We start from the raw sequence: 14,149 nt of genomic DNA on the forward strand, positions 1-14,149 counted from the left end.
CAGCTATTGAAAATAGCCATGATCGAATCGACCGGGCTCTGGGACGGGGATTTGCGCCATGCACAGCCGTGTTTTCAGGCCTTTGGTCGGTCCGATGAGGCGTGGTTTTTGAAGGGAAATACAGGTCAATGTGGGAGCGAGCCTGCTCGCAAAAGCGTCGTGTCAGTCAACATTCATTCCAACTGACAAAACGCCTTCGCGAGCAGGCCCGCTCCCACAGGTTCTACGGAAAATCAGTGTTTCTGTTTGTCGTCAGGCATCGACAAATCGTGCAAATGCCGACGGGACAGCGCCAGAAAGCGCGGGGTCGGCCCGATGTCTTCGTACAGCGGATCGCCTTCTTCATCGGTGGCGACCACGGTCGAACCTTTGACATACGGGAAGCTTCTTTCCAGCTCTTCCAGCGCGGCACCGATCAGGTCGCCGAGCAGTTCTTCGGGATGCCGCTTGGGGTACATCTCGACGAGCGCGGCCAGCCGTGCGGCAGACTCCAGGTCCAGATGAATCGAGTAGCCGGTGTCGGTCAGGCGACCCTTGGCGTTTTCTTCCCAGTGGTGGGCAAGCTCGCGGATTTTCATATTGACCTCATTGCGCTCCCGCTCGTGGCAGGCAGGGTGAGTGTCCGGCATTGGCCGGCGACAGCCATTGTGCGGCTTATCTTCAGACTAGCTTCAACAGGCAAGGTTTAAAGGCCCTTCGTCGTCTTGCTTGTAAGAACCCGTCTGGGGCGGCACTCTCTAGGTTCCTAGCCGCCCGGATTTTTTGCTGGAGACCTGCTGATGACCGATATTGATGCACGCTTGCGCGAGGACGTTCACCTGCTGGGTGAGCTGTTGGGCAACACCATTCGTGAGCAATATGGCGATGGTTTTCTCGACAAGATCGAGCAGATCCGCAAGGGCGCCAAGGCTGACCGGCGCGGCTCCATGGACGCCGAACTCAGTGCCAGCCTCAACCAGTTGACCGAAGACGAGTTGCTGCCGGTGGCGCGGGCGTTCAACCAGTTTCTCAACCTGGCCAATATCGCCGAGCAATATCAGTTGATTCACCGCCGCGAGGAATCCCAGGAGGCGCCGTTCGAAGCCCGGGTGCTGCCGGAGTTGCTTGCGCGCCTGCGCGCCGAGGGGCATGGCGCCGACGCGCTGGCCCGGCAACTGGGCCGGCTGGAGATCGAGCTGGTACTCACCGCGCATCCCACCGAAGTAGCACGCCGCACGCTGATCCAGAAGTACGACGCCATCGCCGCGCAACTGGCGGCTCAGGATCACCGTGACCTGACCAGTGCCGAGCGCGAGCAGATCAAGACCACCTTGCAGCGTCTGATCGCCGAAGCCTGGCACACCGAAGAAATTCGCCGCACGCGTCCGACGCCGGTGGATGAAGCCAAGTGGGGCTTCGCGGTGATCGAGCATTCACTGTGGCAGGCCATTCCCAATTATCTGCGCAAGGCCGATCAGGCCCTGCACACCGCCACCGGCTTGCACTTGCCACTGGAGGCGGCACCGATTCGTTTCGCCTCGTGGATGGGCGGCGACCGCGACGGCAACCCCAACGTGACCGCTGCGGTCACCCGTGAGGTTTTACTGTTGGCGCGCTGGATGGCGGCCGATTTGTACCTTCGGGATGTCGATCGCCTCGCCGCTGAACTATCGATGCAGCAGGCCAACGATGAATTGAGGGCCAAGGCCGGTGACAGCGCCGAACCTTACCGGGCCGTGCTCAAACAGCTACGCGAACGTCTGCGGGCGACGCGCAACTGGGCACACGCCGCCTTGTCGACGCCAACGCCGGCACCGGCCGAAGTGCTGCAAAACAACCGCGAACTGCTCGATCCGCTGGAACTTTGCTACCACTCTTTGCACGAGTGCGGCATGGGCGTGATCGCCGACGGGCCGTTGCTCGATTGCCTGCGTCGGGCCGTGACGTTCGGACTGTTCCTTGTTCGTCTGGATGTGCGCCAGGACTCGTCACGGCACACCGCGGCGATGACCGAAATCACCGACTACCTTGGCCTGGGAAGCTACGAGGACTGGAGCGAGGAAGAGCGCATCGCCTTTCTGATGCGCGAATTGAGCAATCGTCGTCCCTTGTTGTCGGCGTACTTCAAGCCTTCGGCAGACACCGCCGAGGTGCTGGCGACCTGCCGGGAAATCGCCGCTGCGCCTGAGGCATCCCTCGGTTCCTATGTGATTTCCATGGCCGGTGCGGCTTCCGATGTACTCGCCGTGCAGTTGTTGCTCAAAGAGTCCGGCGTGTTGCGGCCGATGCGCGTGGTGCCGCTGTTTGAAACTCTCGCCGACCTCGACAATGCCGGCCCGGTGATCGAAAAGCTGCTGCTGTTGCCGGGCTATCGCGCGCGCCTGCAAGGGCCGCAGGAAGTGATGATCGGCTACTCCGACTCGGCCAAGGACGCCGGCACCACGGCGGCGGCCTGGGCGCAGTACCGGGCACAGGAGCGTTTGGTGGACATCTGTCGTGCGCAGCAAGTGGAACTGCTGTTGTTCCACGGTCGTGGCGGCACCGTGGGGCGAGGCGGCGGCCCGGCCCACGCGGCGATCCTGTCGCAGCCACCGGGTTCGGTGGCGGGTCGTTTCCGCACCACTGAACAGGGCGAAATGATTCGATTCAAATTCGGCCTGCCGGACATCGCCGAACAGAACCTCAACCTGTACCTGGCCGCCGTGCTCGAGGCGACCTTGCTGCCTCCGCCGCCACCTACGCCCGAGTGGCGCCATCTGATGGACGAACTGGCCGCAGACGGTGTCAGCGCTTACCGCGCCGTGGTGCGGGAAAATCCGCAGTTCGTGGAGTATTTCCGCCAGTCCACGCCGGAACAGGAGCTCGGTCGTTTGCCACTGGGCAGTCGTCCGGCCAAGCGTCGCGCCGGGGGGATCGAAAGCCTGCGGGCGATTCCGTGGATTTTCGGCTGGACCCAAACGCGCCTGATGCTGCCGGCCTGGCTGGGTTGGGAAGCGGCCCTGAGCAAGGCCCTGGAGCGCGGCGAAGGCGAACTGCTGGGGCAGATGCGTGAGCAGTGGCCGTTCTTCCGCACCCGCATCGACATGCTGGAAATGGTCCTGGCCAAGGCAGATGCCGACATTGCCCAGTCCTACGATGAGCGTCTGGTGGAGCCGAATCTGTTGCCATTGGGTGCGCATTTACGCGACCTATTGTCGCAGGCGTGCACCATCGTTCTCGGCCTGACCGGGCAGTCGCAGCTGCTGGCACATAGCCCGGCGACCCTTGAGTTCATCCGCTTGCGCAACACTTACCTCGACCCGCTTCATCTATTGCAGGCCGAGTTGCTGGCCCGTTCAAGAGTGCAGGACGTGGCGCAGGGCAGCCCGGTAGAACAGGCTTTGCTGGTGTCTGTGGCGGGGATTGCCGCCGGTTTGCGTAACACCGGCTAAGATTTTTGCCGTGGGGTCAGGCATTCGGCAGGTGAGCCGGATGCCGCCGTATGACGGGTTGAAAAGTGCTGTCAGGCGACAGTTAATGATGGGGTTGCGACTTGGCAAACCGCGCGCAATGGTCGCAAGAGGCAGCGGTTTCTCCGACTTTTGGCGTCTTGTGTGGGCGCACCCTGCTGTGTATCTTGAGCAGCCTTTGGCCGTTTGGGCGGTCACGACCCTATTTTTGAGATTGGCCCAATGAGGCGAATCTGACGTTATCCATATAAAAAATTGAGGAGCACATCGATGCGCGTCATTCTGCTGGGAGCTCCCGGGGCCGGTAAAGGTACTCAGGCTAAGTTCATCACCGAAAAATTCGGCATTCCACAAATCTCCACCGGCGACATGCTGCGTGCAGCGGTCAAGGCCGGCACCGAGTTGGGCATCAAGGCTAAAAGCATCATGGATGCCGGTGGCCTGGTGTCCGATGACCTGATCATCGCACTGGTCAAGGACCGCATCGCCCAGTCCGACTGCGCCAACGGTTTCCTGTTCGACGGCTTCCCGCGCACCATTCCCCAGGCTGAAGCCCTGGTGACGGCCGGCGTCGAGCTGGATGCAGTGGTTGAAATCGCCGTCGAAGACGAAGAAATCGTCCAGCGTATCGCCGGTCGCCGTGTTCACGAGGCCAGCGGCCGCGTGTACCACATCGTCTACAACCCGCCGAAAGTGGCTGGCAAAGACGACGTCACCGGTGAAGAGCTGGTACAGCGCAAGGACGACACCGAAGAAACCGTGCGTCATCGCCTGTCGGTCTACCACTCCCAGACCAAGCCGCTGGTGGATTTCTACCAGAAGCTGGCGGCTGCCAATGGCAAGCCGCAGTACAGCCATATCGAAGGCGTCGGTTCGGTTGAAGCGATCACCGCCAAGGTGCTTGCAGCCCTGAGCTGAAAAACCTGATCCGCTGCATCATCCACGGCCCGCTTGCGGGCCGTAGTTGTTTATACTGACGCACTTTTTTCTGACCTCTTTTACGGAAACATCGATGAGCACCTTGCTGGCCCTGGACACCGCGACTGAAGCTTGCTCCGTTGCCTTGCTGCATGACGGCAAGGTCACGAGCCATTACGAGGTGATCCCGCGCCTGCACGCGCAGAAGCTGTTGCCGATGATCCAGCAGTTACTGGCCGATGCCGGGACCACACTGCAAGCGGTCGATGCCATCGCGTTTGGCCGTGGCCCGGGCGCCTTCACGGGCGTACGCATCGCCATCGGCGTGGTGCAAGGCCTGGCGTTTGCCCTGGATCGCCCGGTGTTGCCGGTGTCGAACCTGGCCGTGCTGGCGCAACGTGCGTTGCGCGAACACGGCGCCAGCCAGGTGGCTGCTGCCATCGATGCACGCATGGATGAAGTGTATTGGGGTTGCTACCGCGAAACGGCCGGGGAGATGCGCCTGGTGGGTGCTGAAGCGGTACTGTCGCCGGAGTCTGCTGCATTGCCGGCCGATGCCAGCGGCGAATGGTTCGGCGCGGGCACTGGTTGGGGATATGCCGAGCGTATCGCTGTCAGCCTGAGCGGGCAGGACGCGGGCATGTTGCCCCACGCCGAAGACCTGCTGACCCTGGCGCGATTTTCCTGGGAGCGCGGCGAGGCGATCGTGGCTGATGAGGCGCAGCCGGTTTATCTGCGCGATAAAGTGGCGACGCCCAAGGCGCGTTAAGCCTTAACAGATCGCAGCCTGCGGCAGCTCCTACAGACGCTCGCATTTCCCTGTAGGCGCTGCCGCAGGCTGCGATTTTTTCCAGGCACCACCAATCGTCATTTTTAGCCTCGGCTTTTAAACCTTTTGCCTTTTATGTGTTCTAGTTATCACTCGGCGGTTTGCGATGTGGGAAATGCGCCACTAAACTGCCATCACTGATTCCGAGTATGCACGCATGCGTATAGACGGCGCCTCCTCTCAGTCCTACCCCATCAAGCGCAAACCTCGCCAAGGCCGCGTGCTGGAAGATGACGCCATTGATATCGAAGGCGAGCTGGAGTTCCCGACTGAAGAGCAATTGGCTGCCCGCGCTGCCAAAGCCTCTGCGCAAAAACTGAGCAATCTCCCCGCCCGTCAGCAAGACCTGATTTACCACCGTGCCATGAGCAAAAGCGTGGCGATGGCCCTGGCCAGCTACCTGAGCACCGCCGGTTTCGTCGATTGGGAAGCGGATGTGCTGGGTCTCGACCTGTACATCTGATGTTGCTGCCGTATTACCTTGGTTGTCCGTCCTGGAGCGAGAACGCCTGGCGCGATTACCTGTATCCGCCGGACGCCAAACCCGCCAATTTTCTTGATCTCTATTCCCAGGTATTCAATGCCGTAGAAGGCAACACGACTTTCTACGCGAGCCCGGCTGCCAGCACCGTGCAGCGTTGGGCCGACAACATGCCCGAGCACTTTCGCTTCACCGCCAAGTTTCCCGGCGAGATCAGCCACGGTGGAGACCTGCGCGAGCAGCTGACCGACGCCGAAACCTTCGTGCAATTGCTCAGCCCTCTCGGTGAGCGGGTGTCGCCACTGTGGTTGCAGCTGCCGAAAAGCTTCACGCCCCAACGATTGCCCGAACTGGCCGGATTTATCGATGCCCTGCAGCGGCCGCTGGCCGTGGAAGTGCGGCATGACGAGTTTTTTGCCAAGGGTGACAGCGAGCGAATGCTCAACCGTCTGCTGCTGGATCGTGGAGTCGAACGCATCTGTCTCGATCCCCGTGCGCTGTTCAGTTGCACCTCGACCGAACCTTCGGTGCTCCACGCTCAATCGAAGAAACCCCGTGTGCCACCGCGTCCGGCGGCATTCACGCAATGCCCGCAGGTGCGTTTTATTGGCCATCCGACGCTTGAGGCCAACGATACGTTCCTGGAACCGTGGGTCGAAAAGATCGCGGTGTGGATCGAAGAAGGTCGCACGCCGTACATCTTCCTGCACACCGCCGACAACGTACTGGCGGCGAAGCTGGCGCAGCGCTTTCACGCCAGGCTGATGCTGCGTTTGCCTGGCTTGCCGGCGCTACCTGAGCTATACAGAGAGCCCGCCATCGAGCAACTTGGCCTGCTCTGAGGCGGATTCTTTCCCCCTTCAGGAGCCTGACCAATGGACGCGCAAACCCTTCGAGCCCAAGCGTTCAAAGCCCTTCATGAACGCCCCGGGGCTTTTGTGATTCCCAATCCGTGGGATGCCGGCTCGGCGAAAATGCTCGCCAGCCTCGGCTTCGAGGCGCTGGCGACCACCAGTGCCGGTTATGCCTTTTCCCAGGGCCGTGCCGATGGCGGATTGACCCTCGACGATACCCTGCTGAACGTTAAGGCGATTGTCGCCGCCACCGACCTGCCGGTTGCCGTGGACCTGGAAAACGGCTTTGCCGACAACCCGGCCGACTGCGCGAAAAGTATCTTGCGCGCAGCAGGGGCCGGAGCCGTCGGTGGTTCAATCGAAGATGCCACCGGCCGCGAAGAAGGCCCGATCTACTGTTTCGAACATGCCGTGGCGCGAATCGAGGCCGCTGTGGCTGCCGCTCGCAGTCTGCCGTTCCACTTTACGTTGACTGCCCGGGCGGAAAACTTCCTGCACGGCAATCCCGATCTGGCCGACACCATCCGCCGCTTGCAGGCATTCGCCGAGGCCGGTGCCGATGTGCTCTACGCACCGGGTCTGCGCAGCGCCGAGGATGTGCTGGCGGTGGTGCGCGCCGTGGCGCCGAAACCGGTGAATGTGTTGATGTCGGGGGGCTTGAAGCTGACGGTCGCGCAGTTGGGTGAGATGGGCGTCAAACGCATCAGCGTCGGTTCGGCGCTCGCACTGGCGGCCTATGGCGAATTCTTTCGCGCCGCCGAAGAGATCCAGACGTCAGGTACGTTCGGTTTCACGTCCCGGTCGATGCCGTACCAGAAGGCCAATCAGTTTTTTAAAGGCTGAGGATCAGGCGGCGATACGCAGGTTCTGCAAGATGATCGGGCGGGCCCAGCCATTATCGAAATCGAGCTGTTTCTGCTGCTCCACCCGTTCTTGCGGTGAGAACGGCGGGAACGGCTTGTCGAGAAGGTCGAGTTCGAATTCGGCAATAGGCAAGTGCAGCGGGCGCGGTTGCGGGGCAGGGCCTGCTTCGTATATCGGTTGACCGGCTTTCAGCACGATCGGGCGAACCCAGCCGCTTTCGAAGTCCTGCTGTTTTTGCTGGGCGACGATTTCATCCGCCGGGAACGGTGGGCGTGGTTTGTCGGCCAGGTCCATTTCGAATTCGGCAATCGGCAGGAACAGTGGCTCGGGCGGGCGGATTACCTTGTCTTTCACCTCGCATTCGCGCTGGGCCACGATGTGCTCCAGCAGCTCGCTGCCGACGGTCGGCTCGACGGGACTTTGGAGATCGACCGGTGGAAAGTTCAGCGATTGCGGCAGCACTTCACCCGACTGTTCGGCCAGCGCCCGGGCAAAGAAATCCTGCCAGATGTGGCTGACGCCGCTCAGTGCCTGGGTGTTTCGCAGGTTGTAGTCGCCGTAGGGCGAGATAAAACCTGTGATTGTGGGTTGAATGTCTGACATTTCTCTCGGTCGACGCTCAGCTCTGGCAAAATGCTCGATAGTTTTGTTATCGGCCGTTTTTGCCGATCATTAATTTTTTGAGCGTGTTTTCCGATGATTGATCAACCTGCGGCCTGCCGCATCCATGTCCAGGCCCTGGACGCGGCTTTCGAGCCACAAGCCGAGCAATGGGCCGAGCGCCTGGGCTTGCCAATGCAAGTGGCGGATGGCGAGTTTGCCTTGCAGGTGGGCGACCAGGGCTTGCAGCTGCAACAGCTGGGGCCGGATGCACCGGGGCCGGTGCGGGTGGACTTCGTCGAGGGCGGTGCGGCCCATCGCCGGCTGTACGGCGGCGGCAGCGGGCAGATGATCGCCAAGGCCGTTGGCGTCGCCCAAGGCGTGCGTCCGCGGGTGCTGGATGCCACGGCGGGGCTGGGTAAAGACGCGTTCGTGCTGGCCAGTCTCGGTTGCGAGATGAGCCTGATCGAGCGTCAGCCGCTGATCGGCGCCTTGCTGGAAGACGGCCTGGCCCGTGGCGCGGAAGATTTCGATGTGGCGCCGATCGTGGCGCGTATGCGCTTGCTCAAGGGCAACTCGATCGAAGTGATGCGCAACTGGGAAGGCGAGCCGCCGCAGGTGATCTATCTCGACCCGATGTTCCCGCATCGTGAGAAAACTGCGCTGGTGAAGAAGGAAATGCGCCTGTTCCGGCCATTGGTGGGCGATGACCCGGATGCGCCGGCATTGCTCGAAGCCGCCTTGGCCCTGGCCAGCCACCGGGTGGTGGTCAAGCGCCCGCGCAAGGCACCGTGCATCGACGGGCCGAAGCCGAGCCATGCGCTGGATGGCAAGTCCAGTCGGTATGACATTTATCCGAAGAAGGCGCTCAAACCCTGAGACCGAGTCGCCTCCATCGCGAGCAGGCTCGCTCCTACAGGGATCTACGGTGTTGCATAGAGCCAGTGTAGGAGCGAGCCTGCTCGCGATAGCTTTACCCCTGACACCGCAAATCCATCAGGCCTGCTCAGGCCGATAAGCCCGCATAAACAACCCCACCACCTCCCGCACATGGCTCTCCGCCGCCTCGCCAACCAGCGGCTCGCCGCAGCCATACAGCAAGCGGAAATTCCCGGCGCCCTTGAGCAGGCAGAAGAAGTGCTCGGCGGCGTTGTGCGGCTTGTCGATGCGCAGCACACCGCTTTCATCGATCTTGCTCAGCAGGCGCTCCATGCCATGCAGCATGCGCTCCGGCCCGGCTTCGAAGAATATCTGTGACAGCTTTGGGTCCTGGCTGCCCAGGGTCATCATCAAGCGATGCAGGTTCACTGATTCATCACTGTTGATCAGTTGATGAAAACCGCGCGCGATGTTCAGCAACACGGTTTCCACCGCCACGCCTTCCGGCAATTCGAAAAACAGCGGTGGCAACTGCTCCTCGCACTTGGCCATCACGGCGGCGGAGAACAGCGTCTCCTTGTCGTTGAAGTGGCTGTAGACCGTCAGCTTCGACACACCGGCCTCGGCTGCGACGGCATCCATGCTGGTATTGGCATAACCCTTACTCAGAAACAGCGCTTTGGCTGCATCGAGAATCGCCTGGCGCTTGACCATGTCCTTGGGTCTGCCTGGGCCATTGGGTGCTGAAAGATTGTTTGGCATATTCGTTTTTATTACTGGACTCGTGAGTTTGCTATTAATAACATACTGCTCAGTATAATTATTCAAAGTACCATTAGCGAAAGGTCCTTTACCATGTTCCGCTATGCCTTGCCCCTCGCGTTGCCAGTCACCCTGGCTTTTTTATTGTCTGCGTGTGGTCACGAAGAGGCACCGACAGTCAGCGTGCGCCCGGCCATGGTGGTCCAGCCAGAGCCTTCGGCGCAGTCCATGGAAAGCTATCCCGGTGAAGTTCGCGCGCGTTATGAGCCGGACCTGGCGTTCCGAATCGGCGGCAAGGTAAGCCGACGACTGGTAGAAGAGGGGCAGCGGGTCAAGGCCGATCAGCCCTTGGCGGAGCTCGACCCTCAGGACGTGCGCCTGCAACTGGAGGCCACTCGCGCCCAGGTTGCCGCCGCCGAGGCCAACCTGAACCTGGTGCGTTCCGAGCGTGATCGCTACAAGACCCTGATGGAGCGCCAACTGGTCAGCCGCTCGCAGTACGACAACGCCGAAAACCTCTACCGTTCCGGCGAAGCGCGCCTCAAGCAAATCAAAGCCGAATTCAACGTCTCCAATAACCAGGCCAGTTACGCCGTGTTGCGTGCGCCGCAGGACGGTGTCGTGGCCAAGCGTCTGGTGGAAGTCGGGCAAGTCGTGGCCGCCGGGCAAACGGTGTTCACACTGGCCACCGATGGCGAGCGTGAAGTCTTGATCAGCCTGCCGGAGCAGAACTTCGGTCGCTTCAAGGTCGGTGAGCCGGTGTCGGTGGAACTCTGGACCCAGCCCGATCAGCGATTCGAAGGGCGTATCCGTGAACTGTCGCCGTCGGCTGATCCAAAATCGCGCACCTTCGCGGCCCGCATTGCCTTCAGTTCCGGCAAGGTTCCTGTCGAACTGGGCCAGAGCGCCCGAGTGTTTGTGCAGGCCGCAGACGTGGTTCCTCTGTCCGTTCCGCTGTCTGCGCTGACGGCGGAAAACGGCGTGACCTATGTCTGGGTCGTCAGCGCCAACAATACTTTGAAAAAAGCCCCGGTGCGGGTCGGTGCCTTCGGCGAGAAAACCGTACCGGTGTTTGAGGGACTCAACGCCAGCGACTGGGTCGTGGCCGCCGGTGTTCATGTGCTTCTCGAAGGGCAGCAGGTACGCCCGGTGGATCGCTCCAATCGTGTGGTCAATCTGGCGGACAAGGAGTAAGCCCCGATGCGCTTCAACGTTTCCGAATGGGCGCTGCGTAATCGCCAGATCGTCCTGTTCCTGATGCTGTTGCTGGCCATCGTCGGCGCACTTTCCTACACCAAGCTCGGCCAGAGTGAAGACCCGCCGTTCACCTTCAAGGCCATGGTGATTCGCACCAACTGGCCGGGAGCGACCGCTGAGGAAGTCTCGCGCCAGGTCACCGAACGCATCGAAAAGAAACTGATGGAAACCGGCGAGTACGAGCGCATTGTGTCGTTCTCCCGTCCGGGCGAATCCCAGGTCACCTTCATCGCTCGCGACTCCATGCATTCGGTGGAGATCCCGGAGCTCTGGTATCAGGTGCGCAAGAAGATCAGTGACATCCGTCATACCCTGCCGCCGGGGATTCAGGGGCCGTTTTTCAACGATGAATTCGGCACCACGTTCGGCAATATCTACGCCCTGACCGGCGAGGGCTTCGACTACGCCGTGCTCAAGGATTACGCCGACCGCATCCAGATCCAGCTGCAACGGGTCAAGGATGTGGGCAAGGTCGAACTGCTGGGCTTGCAGGACGAGAAAATCTGGATCGAACTCTCCAACGTCAAGCTCGCCACCCTCGGCTTGCCGCTGGCAGCTGTCCAGCAAGCCCTTGAAGAACAGAACGCGGTGTCCACGGCAGGTTTCTTCGAGACCAGCAGCGAGCGATTGCAACTACGGGTAACGGGGAATTTTCAGACGGTCGACGAGATCAAGAACTTCCCGATCCGCGTCGGTGATCGCACCTTCCACATCTCCGATGTGGCCAATGTGCGGCGTGGTTTCAATGATCCACCGGCACCGCGCATGCGCTTTATGGCACAAGACGCCATCGGCCTTGCGGTGGCAATGAAGGACGGCGGTGACATTCTGGTGTTGGGCAAGGCGCTGGAAATCGAGTTCGCCCGTATCCAGAAAAACCTCCCGGCCGGTATGGAGCTGCGCAAAGTCTCCGACCAACCGGCCGCGGTGAAAACCGGTGTCGGCGAGTTCGTGCAAGTACTGGTCGAGGCGCTGGCCATTGTGTTGCTGGTGAGCTTCTTCTCCCTGGGTGTGCGCACCGGCATGGTGGTGGCCCTGGCGATTCCGCTGGTGCTGGCGATGACGTTCGCGTGCATGTATTACCTCGGCATCGGCCTGCACAAGATTTCCCTCGGCGCGCTGGTACTGGCCCTGGGTTTGCTGGTGGACGATGCGATCATCGCCGTGGAAATGATGGCGATCAAAATGGAGCAGGGTTTCGACCGGGTCAAAGCGGCGAGTTATGCCTGGACCAGTACCGCATTCCCGATGCTCACCGGTACGCTGATCACCGCGGCCGGCTTCCTGCCGATCGCCACGGCTCAATCGGGCACGGGCGAATACACCCGTTCGATCTTCGAGGTGGTCACGATCGCGCTGTTGGCGTCGTGGGTGGCTGCGGTGGTCTTCGTGCCGTATCTGGGGGAAAAACTCCTGCCGGACCTGGCGAAGATTCACGCCGCCAAGCACGGTGCCGGCCAGCCGGATCCGTATGCCACGCCGTTTTATCAGCGCGTCCGGCGTCTGGTGGAGTGGTGCGTGCGCTGGCGTAAAACCGTGATCACAGCGACCGTGATGCTGTTCATCGTCTCCATCGTGCTGTTCAAGTTTGTGCCGCAGCAGTTCTTCCCGGCATCGGGTCGCCTGGAGTTGATGGTCGACCTGAAACTGGCCGAAGGCGCTTCGCTGAGCAACACCGCCGACGAGGTCAAGCGCCTCGAGGCGCTGCTCAAGGACAAGGCGGGGATCGACAATTACGTGGCCTACGTCGGCACCGGTTCGCCGCGTTTTTACCTGCCGCTGGATCAGCAACTGCCGGCGGCGAGCTTCGCCCAGTTTGTCGTCCTGGCGAAAACCATCGAGGAACGAGAAACCCTGCGTACCTGGTTGATCGCAACACTCAATGAGCAATTCCCGGCCTTGCGCTCACGGGTTACGCGCCTGGAAAACGGTCCGCCGGTTGGTTACCCGGTGCAGTTCCGTGTGACCGGGGAGCACATCGAGGAGGTGCGGGCGCTGGCGCGCAAAGTCGCGGCCAAGGTTCGCGAGAACCCGCATGTGGTCAACGTCCACCTGGACTGGGAAGAACCGAGCAAGGTGGTGTACCTGAACATCGATCAGGACCGCGCACGGGCGCTGGGCGTGAGCACGGCGAACCTGTCCGGGTTCCTGCAAAGCTCCCTGACCGGTTCCAGCGTCAGCCAGTACCGCGAAGACAACGAGTTGATCGAGATCCTGCTGCGCGGCACCTTGCGTGAGCGCACCGAACTGTCGTTGCTGCCGAGCCTGGCGGTACCGACCGATAACAGTCGCAGCGTCGCGCTGTCGCAGATCGCGACCCTGGAGTACGGCTTCGAAGAGGGCGTCATCTGGCACCGCAACCGCTTGCCCAACGTGACCGTTCGTGCCGACATCTATGACAAGCAGCAACCGGCGACGCTGGTGCAGCAGATCATGCCGACCCTCGATCCGATCCGCGCCGAACTGCCCGATGGGTACTTGCTGGATGTCGGCGGTACGGTGGAAGACTCCGCGCGCGGACAGAATTCGGTGAAGGCCGGCGTGCCGTTGTTCATCGTGGTGGTGTTGACCTTGCTGATGCTGCAACTGCGCAGTTTCTCGCGCACGGCGATGGTGTTTCTGACGGCGCCGCTGGGGTTGATCGGGGTGACGCTGTTTCTGTTGGTGTTCCGCCAGCCGTTCGGGTTTGTCGCGATGCTGGGGACTATCGCGTTGTCGGGGATGATCATGCGTAACTCGGTGATTCTGGTGGATCAGATCGAGCAGGATATCGCTGCCGGGTTGAAGCCTTGGCAGGCGATTATCGAGGCTACGGTTCGGCGGTTTCGGCCGATTGTGTTGACGGCGCTGGCGGCGGTGCTTGCCATGATTCCGTTGTCGCGCAGTGTGTTTTTCGGGCCGATGGCGGTGGCGATCATGGGGGGGTTGATCGTTGCGACGGCGTTGACGCTTTTGTTTTTGCCGGCGTTGTATGCGGCCTGGTTCCGGGTCAGGAAGGAGACCGTTTGACCGGGTACATATCCGTTGCTGCGGTAACGGCGGCTGGCGGTTTCGCCCTTACGGCGAGTCCCTTTTGGCAAACGCCCCAAAAGGAACCAAAAGGTCTCGCCCCGAACGTACGGCCCCTCGCTTAGGCTCGGGGTTCCTTCGTTCCGGCATTCATCCGGGGGCATTGCCCTCCGGTCGGCTTCGCTTCGACCTACATGCAATGAGTTCGACTGCGTCGAACGGCGCTGCGCGCCCATCCCCGGATGAACACCTCCACTCAGCCTGCCGA

General features: G+C 61.3%; 12 protein-coding genes. 9 read left to right on the plus strand and 3 right to left on the minus strand.

Annotation, left to right across the window (positions count from 1 at the left end; all coding sequences use genetic code 11):
- Positions 1-233: 233 nt before the first annotated feature.
- Positions 234-578: a pilin assembly protein gene (locus tag KGA83_RS25805; protein ID WP_223531186.1), complete on the minus strand. Its 345-nt coding sequence runs from the start codon at positions 576-578 to the stop codon at positions 234-236.
- Positions 579-779: 201 nt separating this feature from the next.
- Here KGA83_RS25805 and ppc point away from each other — a divergent pair, with 201 nt between their 5' ends.
- The 6 genes from ppc to KGA83_RS25835 all read left to right on the plus strand — a co-directional run bounded on the left by ppc (position 780) and on the right by KGA83_RS25835 (position 7,353).
- Positions 780-3,410, plus strand: a complete 2,631-nt coding sequence (gene ppc, locus KGA83_RS25810; RefSeq protein WP_223531187.1) for a phosphoenolpyruvate carboxylase — start codon at positions 780-782, stop codon at positions 3,408-3,410.
- Between the two features lie 288 nt (positions 3,411-3,698).
- Positions 3,699-4,346 carry an adenylate kinase gene (gene adk / locus KGA83_RS25815; protein ID WP_108216627.1) on the plus strand — a complete coding sequence of 216 codons (648 nt, stop codon included), beginning with the start codon at positions 3,699-3,701 and terminating at the stop codon, positions 4,344-4,346.
- A gap of 94 nt (positions 4,347-4,440) precedes the next feature.
- Positions 4,441-5,115, plus strand: a complete 675-nt coding sequence (gene tsaB, locus KGA83_RS25820; RefSeq protein ID WP_223531188.1) for a tRNA (adenosine(37)-N6)-threonylcarbamoyltransferase complex dimerization subunit type 1 TsaB — start codon at positions 4,441-4,443, stop codon at positions 5,113-5,115.
- A gap of 217 nt (positions 5,116-5,332) precedes the next feature.
- Positions 5,333-5,638, plus strand: coding sequence for a hypothetical protein (locus KGA83_RS25825; RefSeq protein ID WP_108216629.1), 306 nt, complete (start codon positions 5,333-5,335; stop codon positions 5,636-5,638).
- On the plus strand, positions 5,638-6,498 hold the full coding sequence (locus KGA83_RS25830; protein ID WP_108216630.1) for a DUF72 domain-containing protein: 861 nt from the start codon (positions 5,638-5,640) through the stop codon (positions 6,496-6,498). The genes KGA83_RS25825 and KGA83_RS25830 overlap by 1 nt, the downstream gene beginning before the upstream one ends.
- Positions 6,499-6,531: 33 nt before the next feature.
- A complete protein-coding gene (locus KGA83_RS25835; protein WP_108216631.1) occupies positions 6,532-7,353 on the plus strand; it encodes an isocitrate lyase/phosphoenolpyruvate mutase family protein in 822 nt (273 codons plus the stop codon).
- Between the two features lie 3 nt (positions 7,354-7,356).
- Here the strand turns inward: KGA83_RS25835 and KGA83_RS25840 are convergent, their stop codons facing one another.
- A complete protein-coding gene (locus tag KGA83_RS25840) occupies positions 7,357-7,977 on the minus strand; it encodes an energy transducer TonB (RefSeq protein WP_108216632.1) in 621 nt (206 codons plus the stop codon).
- Between the two features lie 93 nt (positions 7,978-8,070).
- On the opposite strand from KGA83_RS25840, the gene KGA83_RS25845 reads away from it, so the two are divergent.
- Positions 8,071-8,853, plus strand: a complete 783-nt coding sequence (locus tag KGA83_RS25845) for a class I SAM-dependent methyltransferase (protein WP_007995774.1) — start codon at positions 8,071-8,073, stop codon at positions 8,851-8,853.
- A 117-nt stretch (positions 8,854-8,970) separates the two neighbouring features.
- On the opposite strand, the gene KGA83_RS25850 is transcribed toward KGA83_RS25845, so the two are convergent.
- Positions 8,971-9,615 (minus strand): TetR/AcrR family transcriptional regulator, encoded by a 645-nt coding sequence (locus KGA83_RS25850; protein ID WP_108216633.1) that lies wholly within the window; start codon positions 9,613-9,615, stop codon positions 8,971-8,973.
- A 93-nt stretch (positions 9,616-9,708) separates the two neighbouring features.
- Here KGA83_RS25850 and KGA83_RS25855 point away from each other — a divergent pair, with 93 nt between their 5' ends.
- Both KGA83_RS25855 and KGA83_RS25860 read left to right on the plus strand, forming a co-directional pair.
- Complete coding sequence (locus KGA83_RS25855; protein WP_108216634.1) at positions 9,709-10,809, plus strand: efflux RND transporter periplasmic adaptor subunit; 1,101 nt, start codon at positions 9,709-9,711, stop codon at positions 10,807-10,809.
- A gap of 6 nt (positions 10,810-10,815) precedes the next feature.
- Positions 10,816-13,881 carry an efflux RND transporter permease subunit gene (locus KGA83_RS25860; RefSeq protein WP_223531189.1) on the plus strand — a complete coding sequence of 1,022 codons (3,066 nt, stop codon included), beginning with the start codon at positions 10,816-10,818 and terminating at the stop codon, positions 13,879-13,881.
- The last annotated feature ends 268 nt before the right edge of the window (positions 13,882-14,149 follow it).

The sequence above is a fragment of the Pseudomonas sp. GL-R-19 genome (assembly GCF_019956375.1).
GTDB lineage: Bacteria > Pseudomonadota > Gammaproteobacteria > Pseudomonadales > Pseudomonadaceae > Aquipseudomonas.

Coding starts and splice junctions, on each gene's coding strand:
- KGA83_RS25805 (WP_223531186.1), bottom strand. CDS start 578: ATGAAAATCCGCGAGCTTGCCCACCACTGGGAAGAAAACGCCAAGGGT.
- ppc (WP_223531187.1), top strand. CDS start 780: ATGACCGATATTGATGCACGCTTGCGCGAGGACGTTCACCTGCTGGGT.
- adk (WP_108216627.1), top strand. CDS start 3,699: ATGCGCGTCATTCTGCTGGGAGCTCCCGGGGCCGGTAAAGGTACTCAG.
- tsaB (WP_223531188.1), top strand. CDS start 4,441: ATGAGCACCTTGCTGGCCCTGGACACCGCGACTGAAGCTTGCTCCGTT.
- KGA83_RS25825 (WP_108216629.1), top strand. CDS start 5,333: ATGCGTATAGACGGCGCCTCCTCTCAGTCCTACCCCATCAAGCGCAAA.
- KGA83_RS25830 (WP_108216630.1), top strand. CDS start 5,638: ATGTTGCTGCCGTATTACCTTGGTTGTCCGTCCTGGAGCGAGAACGCC.
- KGA83_RS25835 (WP_108216631.1), top strand. CDS start 6,532: ATGGACGCGCAAACCCTTCGAGCCCAAGCGTTCAAAGCCCTTCATGAA.
- KGA83_RS25840 (WP_108216632.1), bottom strand. CDS start 7,977: ATGTCAGACATTCAACCCACAATCACAGGTTTTATCTCGCCCTACGGC.
- KGA83_RS25845 (WP_007995774.1), top strand. CDS start 8,071: ATGATTGATCAACCTGCGGCCTGCCGCATCCATGTCCAGGCCCTGGAC.
- KGA83_RS25850 (WP_108216633.1), bottom strand. CDS start 9,615: ATGCCAAACAATCTTTCAGCACCCAATGGCCCAGGCAGACCCAAGGAC.
- KGA83_RS25855 (WP_108216634.1), top strand. CDS start 9,709: ATGTTCCGCTATGCCTTGCCCCTCGCGTTGCCAGTCACCCTGGCTTTT.
- KGA83_RS25860 (WP_223531189.1), top strand. CDS start 10,816: ATGCGCTTCAACGTTTCCGAATGGGCGCTGCGTAATCGCCAGATCGTC.